The sequence below is a fragment of the Nocardioides zeicaulis genome, from assembly GCF_042432345.1.
GTDB lineage: Bacteria > Actinomycetota > Actinomycetes > Propionibacteriales > Nocardioidaceae > Nocardioides > Nocardioides zeicaulis.
In genome coordinates this window covers 605-19,326 of sequence record NZ_JBHLXH010000003.1, presented here as the reverse complement: position 1 = coordinate 19,326, position 18,722 = coordinate 605, and the positions used below count along the sequence as shown (strand labels likewise).

The 18,722-nt window shown below is 73.5% G+C and carries 18 protein-coding genes; 14 read left to right on the top strand and 4 right to left on the bottom strand.

Translation table 11 applies throughout. The features are described from left to right. Window positions 1-84: 84 nt before the first annotated feature. Complete coding sequence (locus ACFFJG_RS19065; RefSeq protein WP_378520379.1) at window positions 85-2,448, top strand: ATP-binding cassette domain-containing protein; 2,364 nt, start codon at window positions 85-87, stop codon at window positions 2,446-2,448. A gap of 4 nt (window positions 2,449-2,452) precedes the next feature. Here the strand turns inward: ACFFJG_RS19065 and ACFFJG_RS19060 are convergent, their stop codons facing one another. Beyond that, the gene (locus ACFFJG_RS19060; RefSeq protein WP_378520378.1) at window positions 2,453-3,244 is read right to left on the bottom strand and encodes an Fpg/Nei family DNA glycosylase; all 792 of its coding nucleotides are present in this window, start codon (window positions 3,242-3,244) and stop codon (window positions 2,453-2,455) included. Between the two features lie 55 nt (window positions 3,245-3,299). Here ACFFJG_RS19060 and mmuM point away from each other — a divergent pair, with 55 nt between their 5' ends. The 6 genes from mmuM (at window position 3,300) to ACFFJG_RS19030 (ending at window position 8,769) form a co-directional block, all read left to right on the top strand. Further along, window positions 3,300-4,202: a homocysteine S-methyltransferase gene (gene mmuM, locus ACFFJG_RS19055; protein WP_378520377.1), complete on the top strand. Its 903-nt coding sequence runs from the start codon at window positions 3,300-3,302 to the stop codon at window positions 4,200-4,202. Next, window positions 4,199-4,624: a PaaI family thioesterase gene (locus ACFFJG_RS19050; protein WP_378520376.1), complete on the top strand. Its 426-nt coding sequence runs from the start codon at window positions 4,199-4,201 to the stop codon at window positions 4,622-4,624. Before mmuM ends, ACFFJG_RS19050 begins: the two co-directional genes overlap by 4 nt. A 42-nt stretch (window positions 4,625-4,666) precedes the next feature. Next, window positions 4,667-5,974, top strand: a complete 1,308-nt coding sequence (paaK, locus tag ACFFJG_RS19045; RefSeq protein WP_378520375.1) for a phenylacetate--CoA ligase PaaK — start codon at window positions 4,667-4,669, stop codon at window positions 5,972-5,974. Window positions 5,975-5,979: 5 nt separating this feature from the next. After that, window positions 5,980-6,336, top strand: a complete 357-nt coding sequence (locus ACFFJG_RS19040) for a DNA polymerase ligase N-terminal domain-containing protein (RefSeq protein WP_378520374.1) — start codon at window positions 5,980-5,982, stop codon at window positions 6,334-6,336. Window positions 6,337-6,367: 31 nt separating this feature from the next. After that, window positions 6,368-6,577: a helix-turn-helix domain-containing protein gene (locus ACFFJG_RS19035; RefSeq protein ID WP_378520373.1), complete on the top strand. Its 210-nt coding sequence runs from the start codon at window positions 6,368-6,370 to the stop codon at window positions 6,575-6,577. 503 nt (window positions 6,578-7,080) lie between these two features. Then, the gene (locus ACFFJG_RS19030; RefSeq protein ID WP_378520372.1) at window positions 7,081-8,769 is read left to right on the top strand and encodes a cation:proton antiporter; all 1,689 of its coding nucleotides are present in this window, start codon (window positions 7,081-7,083) and stop codon (window positions 8,767-8,769) included. 6 nt (window positions 8,770-8,775) lie between these two features. On the opposite strand, the gene ACFFJG_RS19025 is transcribed toward ACFFJG_RS19030, so the two are convergent. Beyond that, the gene (locus tag ACFFJG_RS19025; RefSeq protein WP_378520371.1) at window positions 8,776-9,462 is read right to left on the bottom strand and encodes a TetR/AcrR family transcriptional regulator; all 687 of its coding nucleotides are present in this window, start codon (window positions 9,460-9,462) and stop codon (window positions 8,776-8,778) included. 95 nt (window positions 9,463-9,557) lie between these two features. On the opposite strand from ACFFJG_RS19025, the gene ACFFJG_RS19020 reads away from it, so the two are divergent. From ACFFJG_RS19020 to ACFFJG_RS19010, 3 genes are read left to right on the top strand one after another with little or no spacing between them, the layout of a single operon-like run. After that, window positions 9,558-11,102 carry an MFS transporter gene (locus tag ACFFJG_RS19020; RefSeq protein WP_378520370.1) on the top strand — a complete coding sequence of 515 codons (1,545 nt, stop codon included), beginning with the start codon at window positions 9,558-9,560 and terminating at the stop codon, window positions 11,100-11,102. A 10-nt stretch (window positions 11,103-11,112) separates the two neighbouring features. Beyond that, on the top strand, window positions 11,113-11,952 hold the full coding sequence (locus ACFFJG_RS19015) for an aldo/keto reductase (protein ID WP_378520369.1): 840 nt from the start codon (window positions 11,113-11,115) through the stop codon (window positions 11,950-11,952). Between the two features lie 23 nt (window positions 11,953-11,975). Beyond that, window positions 11,976-12,731, top strand: a complete 756-nt coding sequence (locus ACFFJG_RS19010; RefSeq protein WP_378520368.1) for a peptidylprolyl isomerase — start codon at window positions 11,976-11,978, stop codon at window positions 12,729-12,731. Window positions 12,732-12,749: 18 nt separating this feature from the next. Here the strand turns inward: ACFFJG_RS19010 and ACFFJG_RS19005 are convergent, their stop codons facing one another. Continuing rightward, the gene (locus tag ACFFJG_RS19005) at window positions 12,750-13,184 is read right to left on the bottom strand and encodes an OsmC family protein (RefSeq protein ID WP_378520367.1); all 435 of its coding nucleotides are present in this window, start codon (window positions 13,182-13,184) and stop codon (window positions 12,750-12,752) included. 88 nt (window positions 13,185-13,272) lie between these two features. Between ACFFJG_RS19005 and ACFFJG_RS19000 the strand changes: the two genes are divergently transcribed. After that, window positions 13,273-15,393, top strand: a complete 2,121-nt coding sequence (locus ACFFJG_RS19000) for an MSCRAMM family protein (protein WP_378520366.1) — start codon at window positions 13,273-13,275, stop codon at window positions 15,391-15,393. Between the two features lie 80 nt (window positions 15,394-15,473). Here the strand turns inward: ACFFJG_RS19000 and ACFFJG_RS18995 are convergent, their stop codons facing one another. Then, on the bottom strand, window positions 15,474-15,617 hold the full coding sequence (locus ACFFJG_RS18995; protein WP_378520365.1) for a hypothetical protein: 144 nt from the start codon (window positions 15,615-15,617) through the stop codon (window positions 15,474-15,476). A 206-nt stretch (window positions 15,618-15,823) separates the two neighbouring features. Here ACFFJG_RS18995 and ACFFJG_RS18990 point away from each other — a divergent pair, with 206 nt between their 5' ends. The 3 genes from ACFFJG_RS18990 to ACFFJG_RS18980 form a co-directional block, all read left to right on the top strand. Next, complete coding sequence (locus tag ACFFJG_RS18990; RefSeq protein ID WP_378520364.1) at window positions 15,824-16,651, top strand: formate dehydrogenase accessory sulfurtransferase FdhD; 828 nt, start codon at window positions 15,824-15,826, stop codon at window positions 16,649-16,651. 78 nt (window positions 16,652-16,729) lie between these two features. Beyond that, complete coding sequence (locus ACFFJG_RS18985) at window positions 16,730-17,902, top strand: exonuclease SbcCD subunit D (protein ID WP_378520363.1); 1,173 nt, start codon at window positions 16,730-16,732, stop codon at window positions 17,900-17,902. Beyond that, a partial coding sequence (locus ACFFJG_RS18980; RefSeq protein ID WP_378520362.1) for an AAA family ATPase occupies window positions 17,899-18,722 on the top strand: 824 nt, incomplete at its 3' end. The genes ACFFJG_RS18985 and ACFFJG_RS18980, both read left to right, overlap by 4 nt.

Here is an 18,722-nt window from a genome sequence, read left to right as displayed (position 1 = left end):
GGCGGTCGGGCCCGGGCTGTCACACACCGGGCGCGGTGTCCGTCATGACTGGCAGGATGACCCGCGAGCAGACAGGGGAGCACCATGACCACCACCCACCCGGCCGACGACCACGACGTGATCCGCGTGCAGGGGGCGCGCGAGAACAACCTCAAGGACGTCGACGTCGATCTTCCCAAGCGCCGTCTGACCGTGTTCACCGGCGTGTCCGGCTCCGGCAAGAGCTCCCTGGTCTTCGCCACGATCGCCGCCGAGTCGCAGCGGATGATCAACGAGACCTACAGCGCCTTCGTGCAGGGCTTCATGCCCTCGCTGGCGCGGCCCGACGTGGACCACCTCGAGGGCCTCACGACCGCGATCATCGTCGACCAGGAGCGGATGGGCGCCAACCCGCGCTCGACGGTCGGCACCGCCACCGACGCCAACGCCCTGCTGCGCACCCTCTACAGCCGGCTCGGCGAGCCCTACGTCGGCCCGCCGACGGCGTACTCGTTCAACGTCCCGACCCGCAAGGCCAGCGGGATGATGACCACGGAGAAGGGCGGGCGCACCGAGCGCCGGATCGCCAAGCAGGAGGTCTACCTCGGCGGCATGTGCCCGCGCTGCGAGGGCATGGGCAAGGTCAACGACATCGACCTGACCGCGCTCTACGACGCGGACAAGTCGCTCAGCCAGGGCGCGCTGACGGTGCCGGGGTACTCGATGGACGGGTGGTACGGCCGGCTCTTCGAGGGCATGGGCCTGCCGATGGACACCCCCATCGGGTCGTTCACCAAGAAGCAGCTCGAGACGATGCTGTGGTCCGAGCCGACCAAGATCAAGGTCGAGGGAGTCAACCTCACGTTCGAGGGGGTCATCCCCAAGATCCAGAAGTCGATGCTGTCGAAGGACCCCGAGGCGATGCAGCCCCACGTGCGCCGCTTCGTCGAGCGGGCGGTGACCTTCCAGACCTGCCCCGACTGCGAGGGCACGCGGCTGACGCCCGAGGCGCGGGCCTCGAAGATCCGGGGGAAGTCGATCGCCGACCTGTGCGCCATGCAGATCAGCGACCTGGCCACGTGGGTCCGCGAGCTCGACGAGCCGTCGGTCGCCCCGCTCCTCAAGGGCCTGCAGCACCTGCTCGACTCGTTCTCCGAGATCGGCCTGGGCTACCTGTCCCTCGACCGGCCCGCCGGCACGCTGTCGGGCGGCGAGGCGCAGCGGACCAAGATGATCCGACACCTCGGCTCCTCCCTCACCGACGTCACCTACGTCTTCGACGAGCCCACCATCGGCCTGCACCCGCACGACATCGAGCGGATGAACCAGCTGCTGCTGCAGCTGCGCGACAAGGGCAACACCGTCCTGGTGGTCGAGCACAAGCCGGAGACGATCGCGATCGCCGACCACGTCGTCGACATCGGTCCCGGCGCGGGCTCGGGCGGCGGCACGGTGTGCTTCGAGGGCGACGTGGCGGGACTGCGCGCCAGCAGCACCACGACCGGGCGCCACCTCGACGACCGGTCCCGGCTCAAGGACCAGGTGCGCACGGCGTCCGGCGTCATCGAGGTGCGCGGCGCGAGCACCCACAACCTCCGCGACGTCGACGTCGACGTGCCGCTCGGCGTGCTCACCGTCGTCACGGGTGTGGCCGGCTCCGGCAAGAGCTCGCTCATCCACGGGTCGCTGGCCGGTCGCGAGGACGTCATCGTCATCGACCAGGGCGCGATCAAGGGCTCTCGCCGCAGCAACCCGGCGACCTACACCGGCCTGCTCGAGCCCATCCGCAAGGCCTTCGCGAAGGCCAACGGCGTCAAGCCGGCGCTCTTCAGCTCCAACTCCGAGGGCGCCTGCTCGACCTGCAACGGCGCCGGGGTGATCTTCACCGAGCTCGGTCCGATGGCGACCGTCGAGTCACCGTGCGAGGAGTGCGAGGGCCGCCGGTTCCGGGCGGAGGTGCTCGAGCACACGCTCGGCGGCAAGGACATCGCGGAGGTGCACGAGATGTCGGTCCAGGACGCGCTGGCGCACTTCAGCGAGGGCGAGGCGAGGATCCCCGCCGCGGTGAAGGTGCTCGAGCGCCTCGTCGACGTCGGACTCGGCTACATCACCCTCGGCCAGCCGCTCACCACGTTGTCGGGCGGCGAGCGCCAGCGGCTCAAGCTCGCGGTGCAGATGGGGGAGAAGGGCGACGTCTACGTCCTCGACGAGCCCACGACCGGCCTGCACCTCGCCGACGTCGCGAACCTCCTCGGCCTGCTCGACCGCATCGTGGACTCCGGGAGGTCGGTCATCGTCATCGAGCACCACCAGGCCGTGATGGCGCACGCCGACTGGATCATCGACCTCGGCCCGGGGGCCGGCCACGAGGGCGGCACGGTCGTCTTCGAGGGGACGCCCGCGGAGATGGTCGCCGCGTCCGCCCCGACGCTCACGGGCAAGCACCTGCGCGACTACGTGGGCGGCTGAGGGCTCAGGCCTGGCAGACCGGGCACCAGAACAACCGGCGCGCGGCCACCAGCGCGTCCTGGACGGGTGTCCCGCAGATGCGGCAGGGCAGGTCGGCGCGCCCGTAGACGTAGTGGGCGTCGACGCGGCGGGGGCGTCCGGACGGACGCTCGCGGTCCTTTGGCCGCGTGGTGACGATCCGTCCGGCCCGCACGCCGGCGCGCAGCAGCCCGACCAGGTCGTCCCAGACCGCGAGCACCTGCGCCTCCTCGACCTCGCGGCCCGGCAGGAACGGGGAGAGCCGCTGCCGGAACAGCACCTCGGCGCGGTAGACGTTGCCGACGCCGGCGATGACGGCCTGGTCCATCAGCATGCGCCCGATCGGGGCGCGGCTGCGCCGGACGCGGTCGACGAAGGCGTCCACGTCGGGCCTCCGTCGCAGCGGGTCCGGCCCCAGCCGGGCGAGCACGACGCGCCGCTCGGCGTCGGTCATGACCTCGCACGCGGTCGGGCCGCGCAGCTCCAGCCACGACTCCTCGCCGACCAGGCGCAGCCGCAGCGCCCCGCGGGGCTCGGGAGCGGGCAGCGACCCGTCGCGGAACTTGCCGTACAGACCGAGGTGCACGTGGAGCCAGAGGTCGTCGTAGCGGTGGAAGAGGTGCTTGCCCCACGCGTCGGTGGACTCCAGCACGCGACCGTCCAGCAGCCTCGCGCCGTCCTCGAAGCGGCCCTGCGGGCTGTCGGCGGCGACGCGCTGGCCGGCGAGCAGCCGGGCGTGGCGCCGCGCGAGGCGGTGGATGGTGTGTCCCTCTGGCACGCCCCGATCCTGCCCAGCCCGCCCAAGGGGTGGGGACCCCTGCGAGCATGGGCCCATGACGCGCACCGACCTCCGTACGACCGTCGCGGACCGTCCTGTCGTCCTCGACGGCGGCCTCGCCACCCTGCTCGAGCGACACGGCCACGACTTGTCGTCGCACCTGTGGTCGGCGCGGTTGCTGCGCGAGGACCCGGCGGCCGTGGAGGCGGCGCACCGCGAGTTCTTCGAGGCGGGTGCGGAGGTCGCGACGACGGCGTCCTACCAGGTCTCCTACGAGGGCTTCGGCTCCGATGGCGTCGACGCCGACGAGGTGACCGGGCTGCTGCGCCGCAGTGTCGCGCTGGCGGCCTCCGCGCGCGACGAGGTCGCCCCGGGCGGCTGGGTCGCGGCCTCGGTCGGGCCCTACGGAGCCGTGCTCGCCGACGGCTCGGAGTACCGCGGCGACTACGGCCTCGACGTGGCGGGCCTGCGGGCGTTCCACCGTCCGCGGCTCGAGGTGCTCGCCGCGACGGTGGGGGAGGGCGCTGACGTGCTCGCCGTCGAGACCGTCCCGTGCCTTGCCGAGGTGGAGGCGGTGCTCGCCGAGCTCGACGGGACCGGCGTGCCGGCGTGGATCTCGCTGTCGGCGGCCGGCGACCGGACGCGCGCGGGGGAGCCGCTGGCCGAGGCGTTCGCCATGGCGGCCGACGTCGCCGAGGTGCTGGCCGTCGGGGTCAACTGCACGACACCCGGCGACGCCACTGCCGCCGTCACGCTCGCGGGCCGCCACGGTCCGGCCGTCGTCTACCCGAACTCCGGGCAGGGCTGGGACGCCGACGCCCGCGCGTGGACCGGCGAGTCGGCGTTCCGTGCGGACGACGTGGCGTCCTGGGTCGCCGACGGCGCCCGTCTCGTGGGCGGTTGCTGCCGGGTCGGGCCCGAGGACGTCCGCGCCCTGCGCGCCACGCTGGGCCGATGACCTCCTCCGTCCCGATCCTCGACGCGATGGGCGTCCGGGTCGTCGAGGCCGTCCCCGGCCGGGCGGTGGCCGAGCTCCCCGCCGAGCCCAACCGCAACCACTTCGGCGTCGCCTACGCCGGCTCGCTCTACAGCGTCGCGGAGATGCTCGGCGGCGTGCTGGCGATGGCCACCTTCGACCTCGGGGGCGAGCTCGCCGGCATGGTGCCGCTGGTCAAGGAGTCGACGATCCGGTTCCGGCGGCCCGCGGTGGGCGTCGTACGGGCGACGGCCGAGCTCGCCGACGCCGAGGTCGAGCGGGTGAGGCGTGACGCGCTAGCGACCGGCAAGGGGGAGTTCGTCCTCGACGCGACGCTGACCAACGCGTCCGGAGAGGTGGTCGCGACGACGACCGGGACCTACCAGGTCCGCCGCCTCGGGTGACATGCTGACCGGGAGGTCAGGAAACCGAGCAGGAGGACGCCCGTGCCAGCAGCGATCCCACCCGACGACCACCTCGAGCCGATCGAGCAGGTCTCCGTCGAGGAGCTCCGCTCCGTGCAGCTCGACCGCCTGCGCTGGTCGGTGAGGCACGCCTACGACAACGTCCCGCACTACCGCGCGGCGCTCGACGCGGCCGGCGTGGACCCGCGCGAGGTCCGCGAGCTGTCCGACCTCGCGCGGCTGCCGTTCACGACCAAGGAGACCCTGCGGCAGAACTACCCGTTCGGGATGTTCGCGGTGCCGCGCGAGGAGGTCGTGCGGCTGCACGCGTCGTCCGGCACGACCGGCAAGCCGACCGTCGTGGGCTACACGCGGGCCGACCTGGACGTCTGGGCGACCGTCGTCGCGCGGTCCATCCGCGCCGCGGGCGGCCGACCGGGCGACGTGCTGCACAACGCGTACGGCTACGGCCTGTTCACCGGCGGCCTCGGGGCGCACGCCGGCGCGGAGAAGCTGGGCTGCACCGTCGTCCCCGTGTCCGGCGGCATGACCGAGCGGCAGGTGCAGCTGATCGCGGACTTCCGGCCGGCCGTCATCATGGTGACGCCGTCGTACATGCTCAACATCGTCGACGAGATGGAGCGGCGCGGCCTCGACCCGCGCGCGAGCTCGCTGCGCGTGGGGATCTTCGGCGCCGAGCCGTGGACCGACGAGATGCGGCGCGCGATCGAGGAGCGGCTCGACATGCACGCCGTCGACATCTACGGCCTGTCCGAGATCATCGGGCCCGGCGTCGCCCAGGAGTGCGTGGAGACCAAGGACGGCCTCCACGTGTGGGAGGACCACTTCTACCCTGAGATCATCGACCCGACCACCGGCGAGGTGCTGCCCGACGGGGAGGAGGGCGAGCTGGTGCTGACCTCGCTGACCAAGGAGGCGATGCCGGTCCTGCGCTACCGCACGCGCGACCTGACCCGGCTGCTCCCGGGCTCGATGCGGCCGATGCGGCGGATCGAGAAGATCACCGGCCGCACCGACGACATGATCATCCTGCGCGGCGTGAACCTGTTCCCCACGCAGATCGAGGAGCTGGTGCTGGGGGTGCCGGAGCTGACGCCGCACTTCCAGTGCGTACGCCGTCGCGAGGGCAACCTCGACACGCTCACCGTCCGGATCGAGCGGCGCGAGCACGTCGGGACCGAGGTCGGCGACGCCGCCGGCCGCCACGTCGCCGACCTGGTCAAGCGGATGATCGGCGTCAGCGTCGCGGTCGAGGTCGTCGAGCCGTTCGGCATCGAGCGCTCCGTAGGCAAGATGCGCCGCATCGTCGACGAGCGACCGCGGGACTGACCCCGGTGCCGGCCCGCTTCGTCCTGCACGACCACCGCAAGCCGAGCCCCCACTTCGACCTGCGGCTCGAGGAGGACGGCGTGCTGCGCAGCTGGGCGGTGCCCAAGGGGATGCCGGACGATCCGGCGCACGACCGCCTCGCGATCGCGGTCGGCGACCACGACCTCGACCACGTGGCGTACGAGGACGAGCACAAGACGATCGCCGACACCGGCACCTGGACCCTCGAGGACCGCTCCGAGCACCGCCTGCGGTTCCTCCTGGCCGGGCTCGGCGGCACCCGCCGCTACGCCCTCATCCACACCGGCGGCACCCAGTGGCTGCTGCACCTCACGAAGGACCAGCGCGTCAACGAGGGTTGACTTCTGGGTTCTCGTCAATCATCGTTGACGCATGAGGACCGCTGTCGACGCCGAGGAGCCGGGGGAGGAGAGCCCCCTCGAGGAGCTCGTGCGCATCGCCCGCGCCAGGCACGAGCTGGCCGCGGCCGAGGCCGTCGCCGTACGACGCGCCCGCATCCACGGCTTCAGCTGGGCCGAGATCGGCACCATGCTCGGCGTCAGCAAGCAGGCGATGCACAAGAAGTACGGCAAGTTCGCCTGACGCGTTATGTCACTTGCAGGGTGCGTCGCCGCCGTTGTTCGTGACGACGCCTTGCTCGACATCGCGGAAGATCCGAGCCACCTGATGACTCGGATGTTCCGCCATCGCCACGAAGTCCCCGGATATCCGGGGACTTCGAACGGACACGGCGAGCGGAGTGCCACGAACGGCGTCCTCACGGCGGCTCCACGGACAGCGTGGACGATCCGTGCCACCAGGTGACTCGGATGTTCCGTCATCGTCCGGACAACGGCGTTCTCACGACGACGACAGCGGGAGTGCGGTGCTGGTGACGCACCAGGTACGTCACCAGGACCGCGGGAGCCTCGAAGTCCCCGGATATCCGGGGACTTCGGCCCCTCCACGCTCACTCCGTCCAAACCGCCGATAACTGACATTATGTCAGATAGCGGAGCGAGCGAGCCCCAGCCCGAATCACACCCGTGTCAGACCCGGTCCCCTGCACGACTGCCCCCGCACACCCCGGCCACTACCCTGACGTGGTGGAGCTGCTGACCCTCGCCATCGCCGGCCTGACGGCGATCGTCGTGGCGGCGGTGCTCGCGCGGCGCACCGGGATCGCCACGCCGCTTGTGCTCCTCGTGGTCGGGATCGTCTTCAGCCTGCTGCCGGGCACCCCCGACTTCGCCCTCGAGCCCGACTGGATCCTCGTCGGCGCGCTGCCGCCCCTGCTCTACGCCACCGCGGTCCAGGTGCCCGTGATCGACCTGCGCCGCAGCTTCGGCATGATCACCTGGCTCTCGGTCACCCTGGTCGTCGTGTCCGCGCTGGCGGTGGGCCTCGTGGTGCACCTGCTGGTGCCGAGCGTGTCGTTCGCCGCCGGCGTGGCGCTCGGCGCGGTCGTCAGCCCCACCGACGCCGTCGCCGCCACGGCGATCGGCAAGCGGCTCGGGCTCCCCCACAGGCTGATGACGGTGCTGGAGGGCGAGAGCCTGCTCAACGACGCGTCCGCGCTGGTCGTGCTGCGCACCTCGCTGCTCGCGGTCACCGCGGGCTTCAGCCTCGGCGACGCGCTCCTCGACTTCGTGCGCGCGGTCGTCGTCGCCCTGGTGATCGGGTACGCCGTCGGCCACGGCACCGTGTGGCTGCGGGTCCGCCTGGCCGACCCGGTGCTGATGACCGCGGTCAGCTTCATCGTGCCGTTCCTGGCCTTCCTGCCGGCCGAGGAGGCGGAGGCCTCCGGAGTGGTCGCGGTCGTGGTCGCCGGGCTGGTCACCGGCCACCACGGGTCGCGCCGGTTCACCGCACGCGAGCGCCTCACCGAGCGGACCAACTGGCTGACGTTGCAGTTCCTCGTCGAGAACGGCGTCTTCCTGCTGATGGGCCTCCAGCTCGAGGGCCTGCTGCGCGACCTCGACGACTCCAACGCCACGCCCGGGCAGGTCGTCGTGCTCTCCGCCGTCGTCCTCGCGCTGCTCCTCGTGCTGCGCGTGGGCTTCGTCGGGGTGCAGGTGCTGAGCGAGCGCCGCCAGCAGCCTCGTCTCGACGCCATGCGCGAGCGGCTCGACGAGATCAGCGACCGCGTCGACACGCTCGCCGACCAGGGCGCGCGGCGGGCCGGCCAGTTCCGGCGGCGGGTCGCCCGCGGTCGCGCCGACGTCGCCTACCAGGAGAGCGAGCCGGTGACCGCGCGCGGCGGGGCGGTGCTGTCCTGGGCCGGCATGCGGGGCGTCGTGACGCTCGCCGCCGCGCTCACGATCACCACGGACGTCGAGGAGCGCACGCTCCTGGTCACGGTGGCGTTCTTCGTCGCCGTCGTCTCGCTGCTGCTGTACGGCGGCACGCTCCCCCTGGTGATCCGCAGGCTCGGGGTGTCGGGCACCGACCCGGAGAGCCGGCGCGACGAGGTGGCCGACCTGTTCAGCGGGATCACCACCTCGGCCGTGACGGCCCTGGGTCCCCTCGACGAGGTGGTGGTCGACGGCCGGGCGATCGACCCGACCGTCGCCGAGGAGATGGTCGGCTGGCTCGAGCGCGTGCGCGAGAGCCGGGCCGACGCCTCCCCGGAGTCGTTGTCGCTGGCCTCGCAACGTGCGCTCCTCCACCGCGAGTTCATCGCACGCATGCGCGACGCGCTCCACGAGGAGCAGGCGATCGGCGCCTACAGCACCGAGGCGCTGCGCCAGGCCTCGGCGTTGATCGACGCCCAGGAGCTCCGCCTCGAGCGCTGAGCGCGCTCAACCCAGCGGCGGGTGCGGTCCGGTGCCCGCGCCGAGCCCGCGGTCGAGCGCGGCGAGGACGCTCTCGACGATCGGCAGCGCCTCCGCGTCGGGCAGCCTCTGCAGCGGACCCTCGACCAGCAGCATGGCGAGGCCGTGGACCGCGGCCCAGCAGGTGTACTCCGCCCCCGGCCGCGACCCCGGGTCCAGGAAGCCCACCGCCTCGAGGTCGTCGAGGCAGGCGGCGAGCTGGCCGAACGGCCCCTCCCCCTCCCGCACCTCGGTGGTCGCGTCGACGGCCGGTGTGGAGTCAGGGTCAGGAGCGGTGTCGGGTGCGGTGTCGAGCGCGGGGTGGTCGGCGAACGCGACCCGGAAGAGCCCGGGCTCGGCCCGGGCGAAGGCGACGTAGCCGCGCCCGAGCTCGCGCAGCCGCAGCCGGGCCCGCCGGACGGGGTCGGGCTCCTCGACGGCCTCGAGCCGGCTGCGGCCCGCATCGGCGAGCGCCTCCATCCCGGCGCCGGCGATCTCCCCCATCAGGGCCTCGCGGTCGGCGAAGTGCCGGTACGCCGCGTTGTGGCTGACCCCGACCCGCCGCGCCAGGTCGCGCAGGGCGACCCCGTCCGGCCCGGCCTCGCGCACGGCGGCGACCCCGGCCTCGACGAGGGCCTCGTGGAGGTGGCCGTGGTGGTAGCGCGAGGAGCTCACGGGCCGAGGCTAGCCGACACCGACGGAAATGTTGACACCGCCCACACCACGGGTCATCCTCATGTTGACACCGCCAACACTTCTGCGAGGCCCCCATGTCCCACCCCGTCGCCCGCCGGCCGCTCGTGCTCGTCACGGTGTGCCTGGCCGCGCTGAGCATCAACCTCGACACGACGATCGTGAACGTCGCGCTCCCCGAGCTCGCCACCTCCCTCGACGCCGGCACGCGACAGCTGCTGTGGATCGTCGACGGCTACAACCTCGCCTTCGCCGCGCTCGTGCTGGCGATGGGCAGCCTGTCCGACCGGTTCGGACGACGCCCCGCGCTGGTCCTCGGCCTGCTCGGCTTCGCCACCGCGACGGGGGTAGCGGCCCTCGCCTCCACCGCGGGACAGCTCGTGGCGCTCCGCTTCGTGATGGGCGCCTGCGCCGCGATCGTCTTCCCGACGACCCTGTCGATCATCGCCAACACGTTCCCCGACCGCCGCGAGCGCGCGGCCGCGCTCGGGGCGTGGGGTGCCAGCACCGGCATGGGCGTGGCCCTCGGTCCGGTGAGCGGCGGCTGGCTCCTGGAGCACTTCACCTGGCACTCGGTGTTCTGGGCGCTGGTGCCGGTCGCGCTGCTCGCCACCGCGATGGCGGTGGCGTTCGTCCCCGAGTCGCGCGACCCCTCCGTGCCGCGGCTCGACCTCCGCGGCCTCGCGGTGTCGGTCGCCGCGCTCGGCCTGCTCACCCACACGATCATCGAGGGCCCGGAGCGCGGCTGGTCGAGCGGAGCGACGCTCGCGGGCTTCGCGGTGGCACTGGCGCTCGTGCTGGTCTTCGTGCAGGTCGAGCGCCGCGCGGAGCACCCCATGCTCGACGTGACCCTGTTCGCCGACGCCCGCTTCAGCGCCGCGTCCGGGGCGGTCACGGTCGCCTTCTTCGCGCTCTTCGGCTTCATCTTCCTCATCACGCAGTTCTTCCAGTTCGTCCGCGACTACTCCCCGCTCGGCGCCGGTGCCCGGACGATCCCGGTCGCGCTGGCGATCGCGGCGGCGTCCGTCGTCGGTGGCCTGCTGGCTCCGCGCCTCGGCACGCGGGCCGTCGTCACCACCGGGCTCGCACTGCTCGGGACGTCCTTCCTCTGGATCTCGCGCAGCGGCGTCGACACCGACTACGCGACCGTCATCGTCCCGCAGATGCTGCTCCTGGGCGTCGGCATCGGGCTGGTCTCCACGCCCGCGACCGAGTCGATCCTCCAGGTCCTGCCGCCGGCCCGCGCCGGCGTGGGCTCCGCGGTCAACGACGCCACCCGCGAGCTCGGCGGCACGCTGGGCGTCGCGGTGATCGGCTCGGTGTTCTCCAGCGTGTACGCCGACCGCCTGGGCGAGCTGCTCGCCGGGAGCCTGCCCCCGCAGCAGCTCGAGGCGGCGCAGGAGGGCGTCGGGGTCGCCGTGGCCGTCGGACGCCGGGTGCCCGGCGTGCAGGACGCGGTCGCGACGGCGTTCATGGACGGCCTGTCCGTGGGCTGCACCGTCATCGGCGTGCTCTGCCTGCTGGGCGCGCTCGGCGCACTGGTCGCCCTGCCCGGTCGTCGCGGCAGCGTGCACCACGACGCCGTACCGGCGACCGCCGACGAGGTGGGGACGCTGGCCTAGGTTGGACGACATGGCACCCATCCCCCAGCTCGAGCTCAACGACGGCACCACGATCCCGGCGATCGGCCTCGGCACCTACCCGCTGAAGGGCGAGGACGGCACGGCCGCGATGGTCGGCGCCCTCGAGGCCGGCTACCGGCTCCTCGACACCGCGGTCAACTACGAGAACGAGGCCGAGGTCGGTGAGGCGCTGCGTCGCTCGGGCCTGCCGCGAGACGAGGTGCTCGTCGCCAGCAAGATCCCCGGACGCCACCACGCCTACGACGACGCCATCGCCTCGGTGCGCGGGTCGCTCGAGCGGCTCGGCGTCGAGCGCACCGACCTCCACCTCATCCACTGGCCCAACCCCAGCCAGGGGAAGTACGTCGAGGCGTGGCGCGCGCTCGTGCAGCTGCAGCGCGACGGTCTGGTGCGCTCCATCGGCGTCTCGAACTTCACCGAGGAGCACCTGACCCGGATCATCGACGACACCGGCGTCGTCCCGGCGGTCAACCAGGTCGAGCTGCACCCGCGCTTCCCGCAGCAGCACATGCGCGAGGTGCACGAGCGCCTCGGCATCCGCACGGAGGCCTGGAGCCCGATGGGCAAGCGCCGCGCCCCGCTCGAGGAGGAGGCCGTCACCTCGGCGGCCGGCGCGCACGGCGTCACGCCCGGGCAGGCGATCCTGCGCTGGCACGTGCAGCTCGGCAGCCTGCCGATCCCCAAGTCGGCCGACCGCACCCGCCAGGAGCAGAACCTCGACGTCTTCGGCTTCGAGCTCACCGCGGGCGAGATGGACGCCATCTCCTCGCTGGCCGAGGACGACGGGCGGCTCTTCGGCGGCGACCCCGACACCCACGAGGAGATGTGAGCACCGCTGGCTACGATCGCCGCATGTCGAACCTGCTGACGAAGCGACCTGCCCTCCTGCGTCCCGCCTCCGTGCTGGCGTGCCTGTCCGTCCTCGCGCTCGCCGGGTGCGGCAACGAGTCGGACGGCTCGTCCGACTCCGCGAAGGACTCCTCCAGCGCGTCCTCCAGCGCGTCCTCGAGCGAGTCGGCCGGCGCCTCGGGCAGCACGGGCAAGACCGTGACCTGCGACTACCCCACCGACGGGCAGGACCCGGCGCGCGACGTCGACGCCCCCGACGAGCAGGCCCCGGCCGAGGGCACCGTCACCGCCACCATGACCACCAACTTCGGCGACATCACCCTGACCCTCGACCGCGCCGACGCCCCGTGCACGGTCAACTCGTTCGTCTCGCTGGCCGAGCAGGGCTTCTACGACGACACCCCCTGCCCGCGCATCGGCGACCAGGAGGGCTTCGGCATCCTCCAGTGCGGCGACCCGACCGGCACCGGAGCGGGAGGCGCCGGCTACTCGTTCCCCGACGAGCTCTCCGGCGACGAGACCTACCCCGCCGGCACGCTCGCGATGGCCAACGCCGGACCCGACACCAACGGCTCGCAGTTCTTCCTGGTCTTCCGCGACTCGCAGTTCCCGCCGAGCTACACGACCTTCGGCACGATCGACGAGGCCGGGCTCAAGGTGATCGACGCGATCGCCAAGGAGGGCAACGACGGGGCCAACCCGGCCGGCGGCGGCGCCCCCAACAAGGACGTGACGATCGAGAAGGTCACGATCGCCTGACGCCGGTCCCCCGCTGGGTCAGCGGGCGTCGAGGTCGCTGTAGGTGACCTCGGCGCCCAGCTGCACCGTGCGCGAGACGGTGCACAGGCGGTCGCGCGACATCGCGATCGCGCCCGCCACCCGCTCGCGTGCGGCGTCGCCCTCGGGGCCCTCCGGGAAGGCGACGTCGAAGCTCACCCGCAGCCCCGTCATGTGGTTGCCGTGCTCGTCGCGGACCTTGTGACCCTCGGCGTGCACCGCGAACGTCGTGCTCGACACGCGCTTGTGCGTGATCGCCTCGACGTCGAGCGCGCTGCACCCCGCGATCGCCGCCAGCAGCAGCTCGACCGGGGTGAAGTCGGGGTCGTCGCCCCCGGTGCCGAAGAACGTCTCCCCGCCGCGGGCGTTGGTGGCCTTGAAGCGCGCCGGCCCGATGCGGGTGAGGTCGATGCTGCGCAGGGAGTCGTCCGTCATGCGGGCCAGCCTGCCAGAGCCCTTCCCGGCCCCGCGGACCCTCACTAGGCTCACGGCGACGAGGGAGCTTCATCCGGGGGGAGACCGCATGTCACGCAGGACCGGACGCACGGTGGCGTACGGGGCCGCGCTGGCGGCCCTCGGGCTGGTCGCGGCCAGCCTGCCCGCCCACGCGCTCACCGACCGCTGGACCGGCTGGGGGCCCCTCGCCGGGTCGGCCAACGACTACCGCACCGCGCTCCTGCAGCGCTCCCCCGGCTTCCCCGCGGCCACGGTCGCCTCCGACTCCCGTGCGCCCGCCTCGATCCCGAGCGGCACGGCCGCCGTCCTCGGGCCCGGCACGCCACCGGGGCAGAAGTACGGCACCAGTGCCGGCAGCCCCTACCTCCTGCTCCGGCCGCGTGCCGACGTGGCCGCCGCGCCGTCCACGACGACGTACGCCTTCGACCACCCGACGCCCGACACCGGCTGGGCCTTCGTCCTGGGCGACGTCGACGCCGACTCGGTGCGCGTGCGCGCGACCGACGAGCAGGGTGCCGCCGTGCCCGTCAGCGAGGTCGCGAGCTGGTTCGCCGGCGCCTTCAACTACGCCGGCGGACCCGACCTGCCCACCTGGGACCCCACGACGGCGACCCTCACCGGCAACCCCTCGGCCACCGACACCGACGGCGCCAGCGGCTGGCTCGAGCCCGACGTCCGGCTCTCCAGCCTCACCCTGACCTTCACCCGCCGCGCCGGCTTCCCGGTCTACCAGACCTGGTTCGTCAGTCGCGCCCGTCCGGTCGGCGGCACGGTGTCCGACGTGTCCCTGGCGGGCGCGTGCAGCCCCACGCAGGCGACCACCACGCTCCTCTCGCCGTGGGGCGAGGTGCTCGGCACGACGAGCCCGGCTGCGGACGGCACGTACTCCTTCGGCGAGGTGGCCACCCAGGCGGGCTACGTGGTGCGGCTCGACGTGCCCGACTCCTGCGCCGTCGTGGGTGCGGCCGAGCACACCGTCTCGAACCGCGGGAACGACGGCTCCCCCGCCTCCCGGGCCGACTTCGACGTGCGCGCCGTCGTGCCGCAGCCGGTCAGCGGCACGGTTCGCGACGCCTCGGGCGCACCGGTCCCGGGCGTCGTCGTCACCCTCACCGCGCCCGGTGGCGCGACGACCACCGCCACGACCGGGGCCGACGGCACCTACCTGATCGACGACAACGCCAGCGGCACGGGCTACACCGTGTCGATCGCCGTCCCCGCCGGCTACGTCGCGGGACCGTCCGGCACCTCGATCAGCGGGATCACCGTCGCCGCGCAACCGGTCACCGGCCAGGACCTGGTGCTGGTCGCGCTGCCGTCCGTCTCCGGCACCGTCACCGGAGCCGGGCACGGTCTCGGCGGCGTCGAGGTCGTGCTCACCCCCGTCGGCGGCGGTGCACCGCTCACGGTCGCGACGACCGGTGACGGCGCGTACGAGCTCGCCGGCGTCCCGCCGGGCGACTACACGCTCGCGGTCACCGCACCCGAGGGCTGGACCGCGCCCGCTCCCGTCGCGGTCACCGTGCCGCCCGGCGGGCTGACAGGCCAGGACGTCGCGCTGTCGCGGCCGGGATCGGCGGGCGGCGTGGTCACGCTCGACGGCGCTCCCGCTGCGGGTGTCGAGGTGGTCGTCGAGGGACCGGGAGGCCGTCAGGTCGTGCGCACCGACGCCGACGGCGGCTGGTACGTCGACCAGCTCGGGCCCGGCGCATGGACGGTGTCCGTGACAGCACCGGCCGGCACCATCCCCAGCGGCGCCGGGACGCTGACCTTCACGATCACCAGCGGCGGCGAGGTGCGGGGCGGCCGCGACTTCGCGCTCGTCACCGCGCCGGCGCCGACCACCTCGCCGACCACCTCGCCGACCCCTTCGCCGACCACCTTGCCGACCACCTCGCCGACCACCTCGCCGAGCCCGTCGTCCCCACCACCGTCACCCACGACGTCGCCGACGCCCACCCCTTCCCCGACCGCCACCGACAGCCCCACACCCGGCGGCGGGGGCGACGGGGGCGGAGGTGACGGAGGCGACAGCGGTGGCGGCGACGGGGGCGGGAGCGACCCCGGCCCGGGCACGCTGCCCGGCACCGGTGGGCCCTCGCCGTGGCTGCCCGGGGCGAGCCTGGTCATGGTCGCCCTCGGGGCGGCCCTGCTCGCGGCCTCCCGGAGGCGCCCCGGCCGGGAATGACGACACCCCGCCGACCGTCGGTCGACAGGGTGCTGGGGATGCAGGGGTTCGCTGCAGTGGGTCCGGGTCGGACCCCGGCGTCAGCGGGCGTTGCGGCGAGCCGCGCGGCGGGCGCGGCGCTCCTCGCGTCGGGCGATCTCCACGTCGCGCAGGAGGGCGCGGTCCTCGGCCGAGTGCGCCCGCGAGTCGACGAGGCTGAAGGCGACGTGCAGCTGCGTGGTCATGGAGTTCTGTCCTTCCGAGGGCATCTGGCCCTGAGCTCGAGTGGTGAAGATGTAAGAATCAGCCGCTCCGTTGCGGCTCTTACATTCTACGAGCGCGGACCAGCCGACCGGGCATCCGGGAGGGGGTGATCTCGGCCACCAGCTGCCCGGCCCGGGGCCACCTGATCGGGCGGTGCGGGCGCGGTCCGGACGGCTAGTGTCGGGGCGTGACGCAGTCCCGAACCCGACGACCCGGACCCTCGGTCCGGACCCGCGTGGTCGAGCACACCGACGACCGCGAGCTGTCCCGCGAGGACCGACTCATCACCGAGGAGCCGCTGGAGATCCGGGTGCGCTCGCACGGTGTCGCGCCCCGTCGCGCCTGGGTGACGATGCGCACACCGGGCCACGACTTCGAGCTCGCCGCCGGCTGGCTGGTCCACGAGGGCCTCGTCGCGCCCGACGGCATCGACCGGGTGGCCTACTGCACCGACGAGGACCTCTCCCCCGACCAGGAGTTCAACGTCGTCACCGTCGACCTCGCCGGCGGCGCCGAGGTGCCGCACCGCCACGTCGCCTCCTCGTCCGGCTCGTCGGCCTGCGGGGTGTGCGGCAAGGACAGCGTGAGCGAGGCGCTGACCACCCGGGCGGCTGCGCCGTGGGCGGGCCCGCGGCCGGAGGCCGACGTCGTACGCCGCCTGCCCGACGCCCTGCGCGAGCGCCAGCAGCTCTTCTCCCGCACCGGTGGCGTCCACGCCGCAGGCCTGGCCGACGCCGACGGCACCCTGCTGGTGGTGCGCGAGGACGTCGGACGCCACAACGCCGTCGACAAGGTCGTCGGTGCGCGGGTCCTCGGCGGCCAGTCCCCCGCGGCCGCCTGCCTGGTCCTGAGCGGGCGCGTGGGCTTCGAGCTCGTCCAGAAGGCCGCCGCCAGCGGGATCGGCTCGATCGTCGCCGTCGGCGCGCCCACCAGCCTCGCGGCCGGCCTCGCCGAGGAGGCGGGCATCGACCTGTGGGGCTTCACCTCGCCGGGACGCACCGTCCGCTACTGCTGACCCGCTCGCCCGCGTGGTGCCGGACACGTCACGGCGTGGTGGACCGACGGTGTCGGTGGAGCGTCCTAGGTTCGTCGTGTGCGCATCCTCCACACCTCCGACTGGCACCTGGGGAGGTCCTTCCACCGCGAGGGACTGCTCGGGCACCAGGCCGCGTTCGTGGACCACCTCCTCGAGGTCGTGGAGCGCGAGCGCGTGGACGTCGTGGTCGTCGCTGGCGACGTCTACGACCGGGCCCTCCCCCACGTCGACGCCGTGGAGCTCGCGGACGAGGCGTTCGCGCGCCTCGCGGCATCGCGCGCGCAGGTGGTGGTGAGCAGCGGCAACCACGACAGCGCCCGCCGCCTGGGGTTCGGCTCGCGCCTGATGGACGCCGCCGGCGTGTTCGTGCGCACCGACGCCTCCGGCGTCGGCACGCCGGTGGTGCTGGGCGACGAGCACGGCGACGTGGCCTTCCACGCCCTGCCCTACCTCGACCCCTCCGCCCTGCTCGAGCCGTGGGGTCTGTCCCACCGCAGCCACGAGGCGGCGCTGACCGAGGCGATGACCCGGGTCCGCCGCGACCTCGCGACCCGTCGCGGCGCACGCTCGGTGGTGCTGGCGCACGCGTTCGTCGCGGGCGCGACGCCGAGCGAGTCCGAGCGCGACATCAGCGTCGGCGGCGTCTCCCGCGTCGCGACCAGCACCTTCGACGGCATCGACTACACCGCGCTGGGCCACCTCCACGGCCCCCACGAGCTCGGCCCCGCCCTGCGCTACTCCGGCTCCCCGCTGGCGTACTCGTTCTCCGAGGCCGAGCAGGCCAAGGGGTCGTGGCTCGTGGAGCTCGACGCCGGCGGGTTCCGCGGTGCGACCTGGGTGCCGGCGCCGGTCCCCCGGCGGCTCTCGCGGATCAGCGGCGCCCTCGACGACCTGCTGGTCGACCCTGCCCTGACCGACCGGGAGCACGACTGGGTGCAGGCCACGGTGACCGACGTGCCGCGCCCCGCGCGCGCGATGGAGCTGCTGCGCCGTCGGTTCCCCCACACGCTCGTGCTGCAGTTCCCCGCGCCCGTCGCCCGGGCCGACGCGCCGGCTGCGCCCGCCACCGGTCGCAGCGACCACGGCATCGCGCTCGACTTCCTCGAGCACGTCCGCGGCGTCGGGGCGAGCAAGGTCGAGTCCGCGCTGCTGCAGGAGGCCGTCGACGCCTGCTGCCACGACCCCGACCAGGACGTCCTGGTCGGCTCCTCCACCGGCGGCGCGTCATGAGGCTGCACCGCCTCGAGGTGACCGGGTTCGGTCCCTTCGCCGACACCGCACGGGTCGACCTCGACACGCTGTCCGAGGCCGGGCTCTTCCTGCTCACCGGCCCGACCGGCGCCGGCAAGTCGAGCGTCCTCGACGCGGTCTGCTTCGCGCTCTACGGCGACGTCCCCGGCGACCGCTCCACCGCCAAGCGGCTCCGCTCCGACCACGCCGGCGACGACGTGGTCCCCCGCGTCGTCCTGGAGGTCACGCTTTCCGGGCGTCGGTTCCGCATCGACCGCTCGCCAGCGTGGCGTCGCCCCAAGAAGCGCGGCACCGGCACCACGACCGAGCAGGCGCGGGTGGTCGTCTCCGAGCGCCGGCGCGACTCCGACGGGCACGACGTGTGGCACCCCCTCACCACCCGCCTCGACGAGGCCGGTCACCTCCTGACCCGGCTGGTCGGCATGACGCTGCCGCAGTTCTGCCAGGTCGCGCTGCTCCCGCAAGGGCGGTTCCAGGCGTTCCTGCGCGCGCGGTCGGAAGAACGCCACGCCCTCCTGCAGCAGGTCTTCCGCACCGAGCGGTTCGACCAGGTCGAGCGCTGGCTGCGCGAGCGCCGGGTCGAGCTGCGCCGCGCGTCCGAGGCGCACCGCGTCGCGGTCGCCGACCTCGTCAGCCGCGTCAGCGAGGTCGGCGACGTGGCCGCGCCGGACGACTGGCACGACGACCCCGAGCAGCTGACCGGCTGGGCACGCACCCTCGAGGGCGGCACGCGCGACGCCGCGGACCGGCAGCGGGCCGTCGTTGCCACCACCGCTGCCGAGGAGGCCTCGGCCGCCTC

What these genes read in the sequence shown, in the direction of transcription:
- ACFFJG_RS19005 (WP_378520367.1), bottom strand. Translation starts at nt 13,184, where the DNA reads ATGACGGACGACTCCCTGCGCAGCATCGACCTCACCCGCATCGGGCCG.
- ACFFJG_RS19015 (WP_378520369.1), top strand. Translation starts at nt 11,113, where the DNA reads ATGGCACCCATCCCCCAGCTCGAGCTCAACGACGGCACCACGATCCCG.
- ACFFJG_RS19010 (WP_378520368.1), top strand. Translation starts at nt 11,976, where the DNA reads ATGTCGAACCTGCTGACGAAGCGACCTGCCCTCCTGCGTCCCGCCTCC.
- ACFFJG_RS18995 (WP_378520365.1), bottom strand. Translation starts at nt 15,617, where the DNA reads ATGACCACGCAGCTGCACGTCGCCTTCAGCCTCGTCGACTCGCGGGCG.
- ACFFJG_RS19020 (WP_378520370.1), top strand. Translation starts at nt 9,558, where the DNA reads ATGTCCCACCCCGTCGCCCGCCGGCCGCTCGTGCTCGTCACGGTGTGC.
- ACFFJG_RS19050 (WP_378520376.1), top strand. Translation starts at nt 4,199, where the DNA reads ATGACCTCCTCCGTCCCGATCCTCGACGCGATGGGCGTCCGGGTCGTC.
- ACFFJG_RS19065 (WP_378520379.1), top strand. Translation starts at nt 85, where the DNA reads ATGACCACCACCCACCCGGCCGACGACCACGACGTGATCCGCGTGCAG.
- ACFFJG_RS19035 (WP_378520373.1), top strand. Translation starts at nt 6,368, where the DNA reads ATGAGGACCGCTGTCGACGCCGAGGAGCCGGGGGAGGAGAGCCCCCTC.
- mmuM (WP_378520377.1), top strand. Translation starts at nt 3,300, where the DNA reads ATGACGCGCACCGACCTCCGTACGACCGTCGCGGACCGTCCTGTCGTC.
- ACFFJG_RS19000 (WP_378520366.1), top strand. Translation starts at nt 13,273, where the DNA reads ATGTCACGCAGGACCGGACGCACGGTGGCGTACGGGGCCGCGCTGGCG.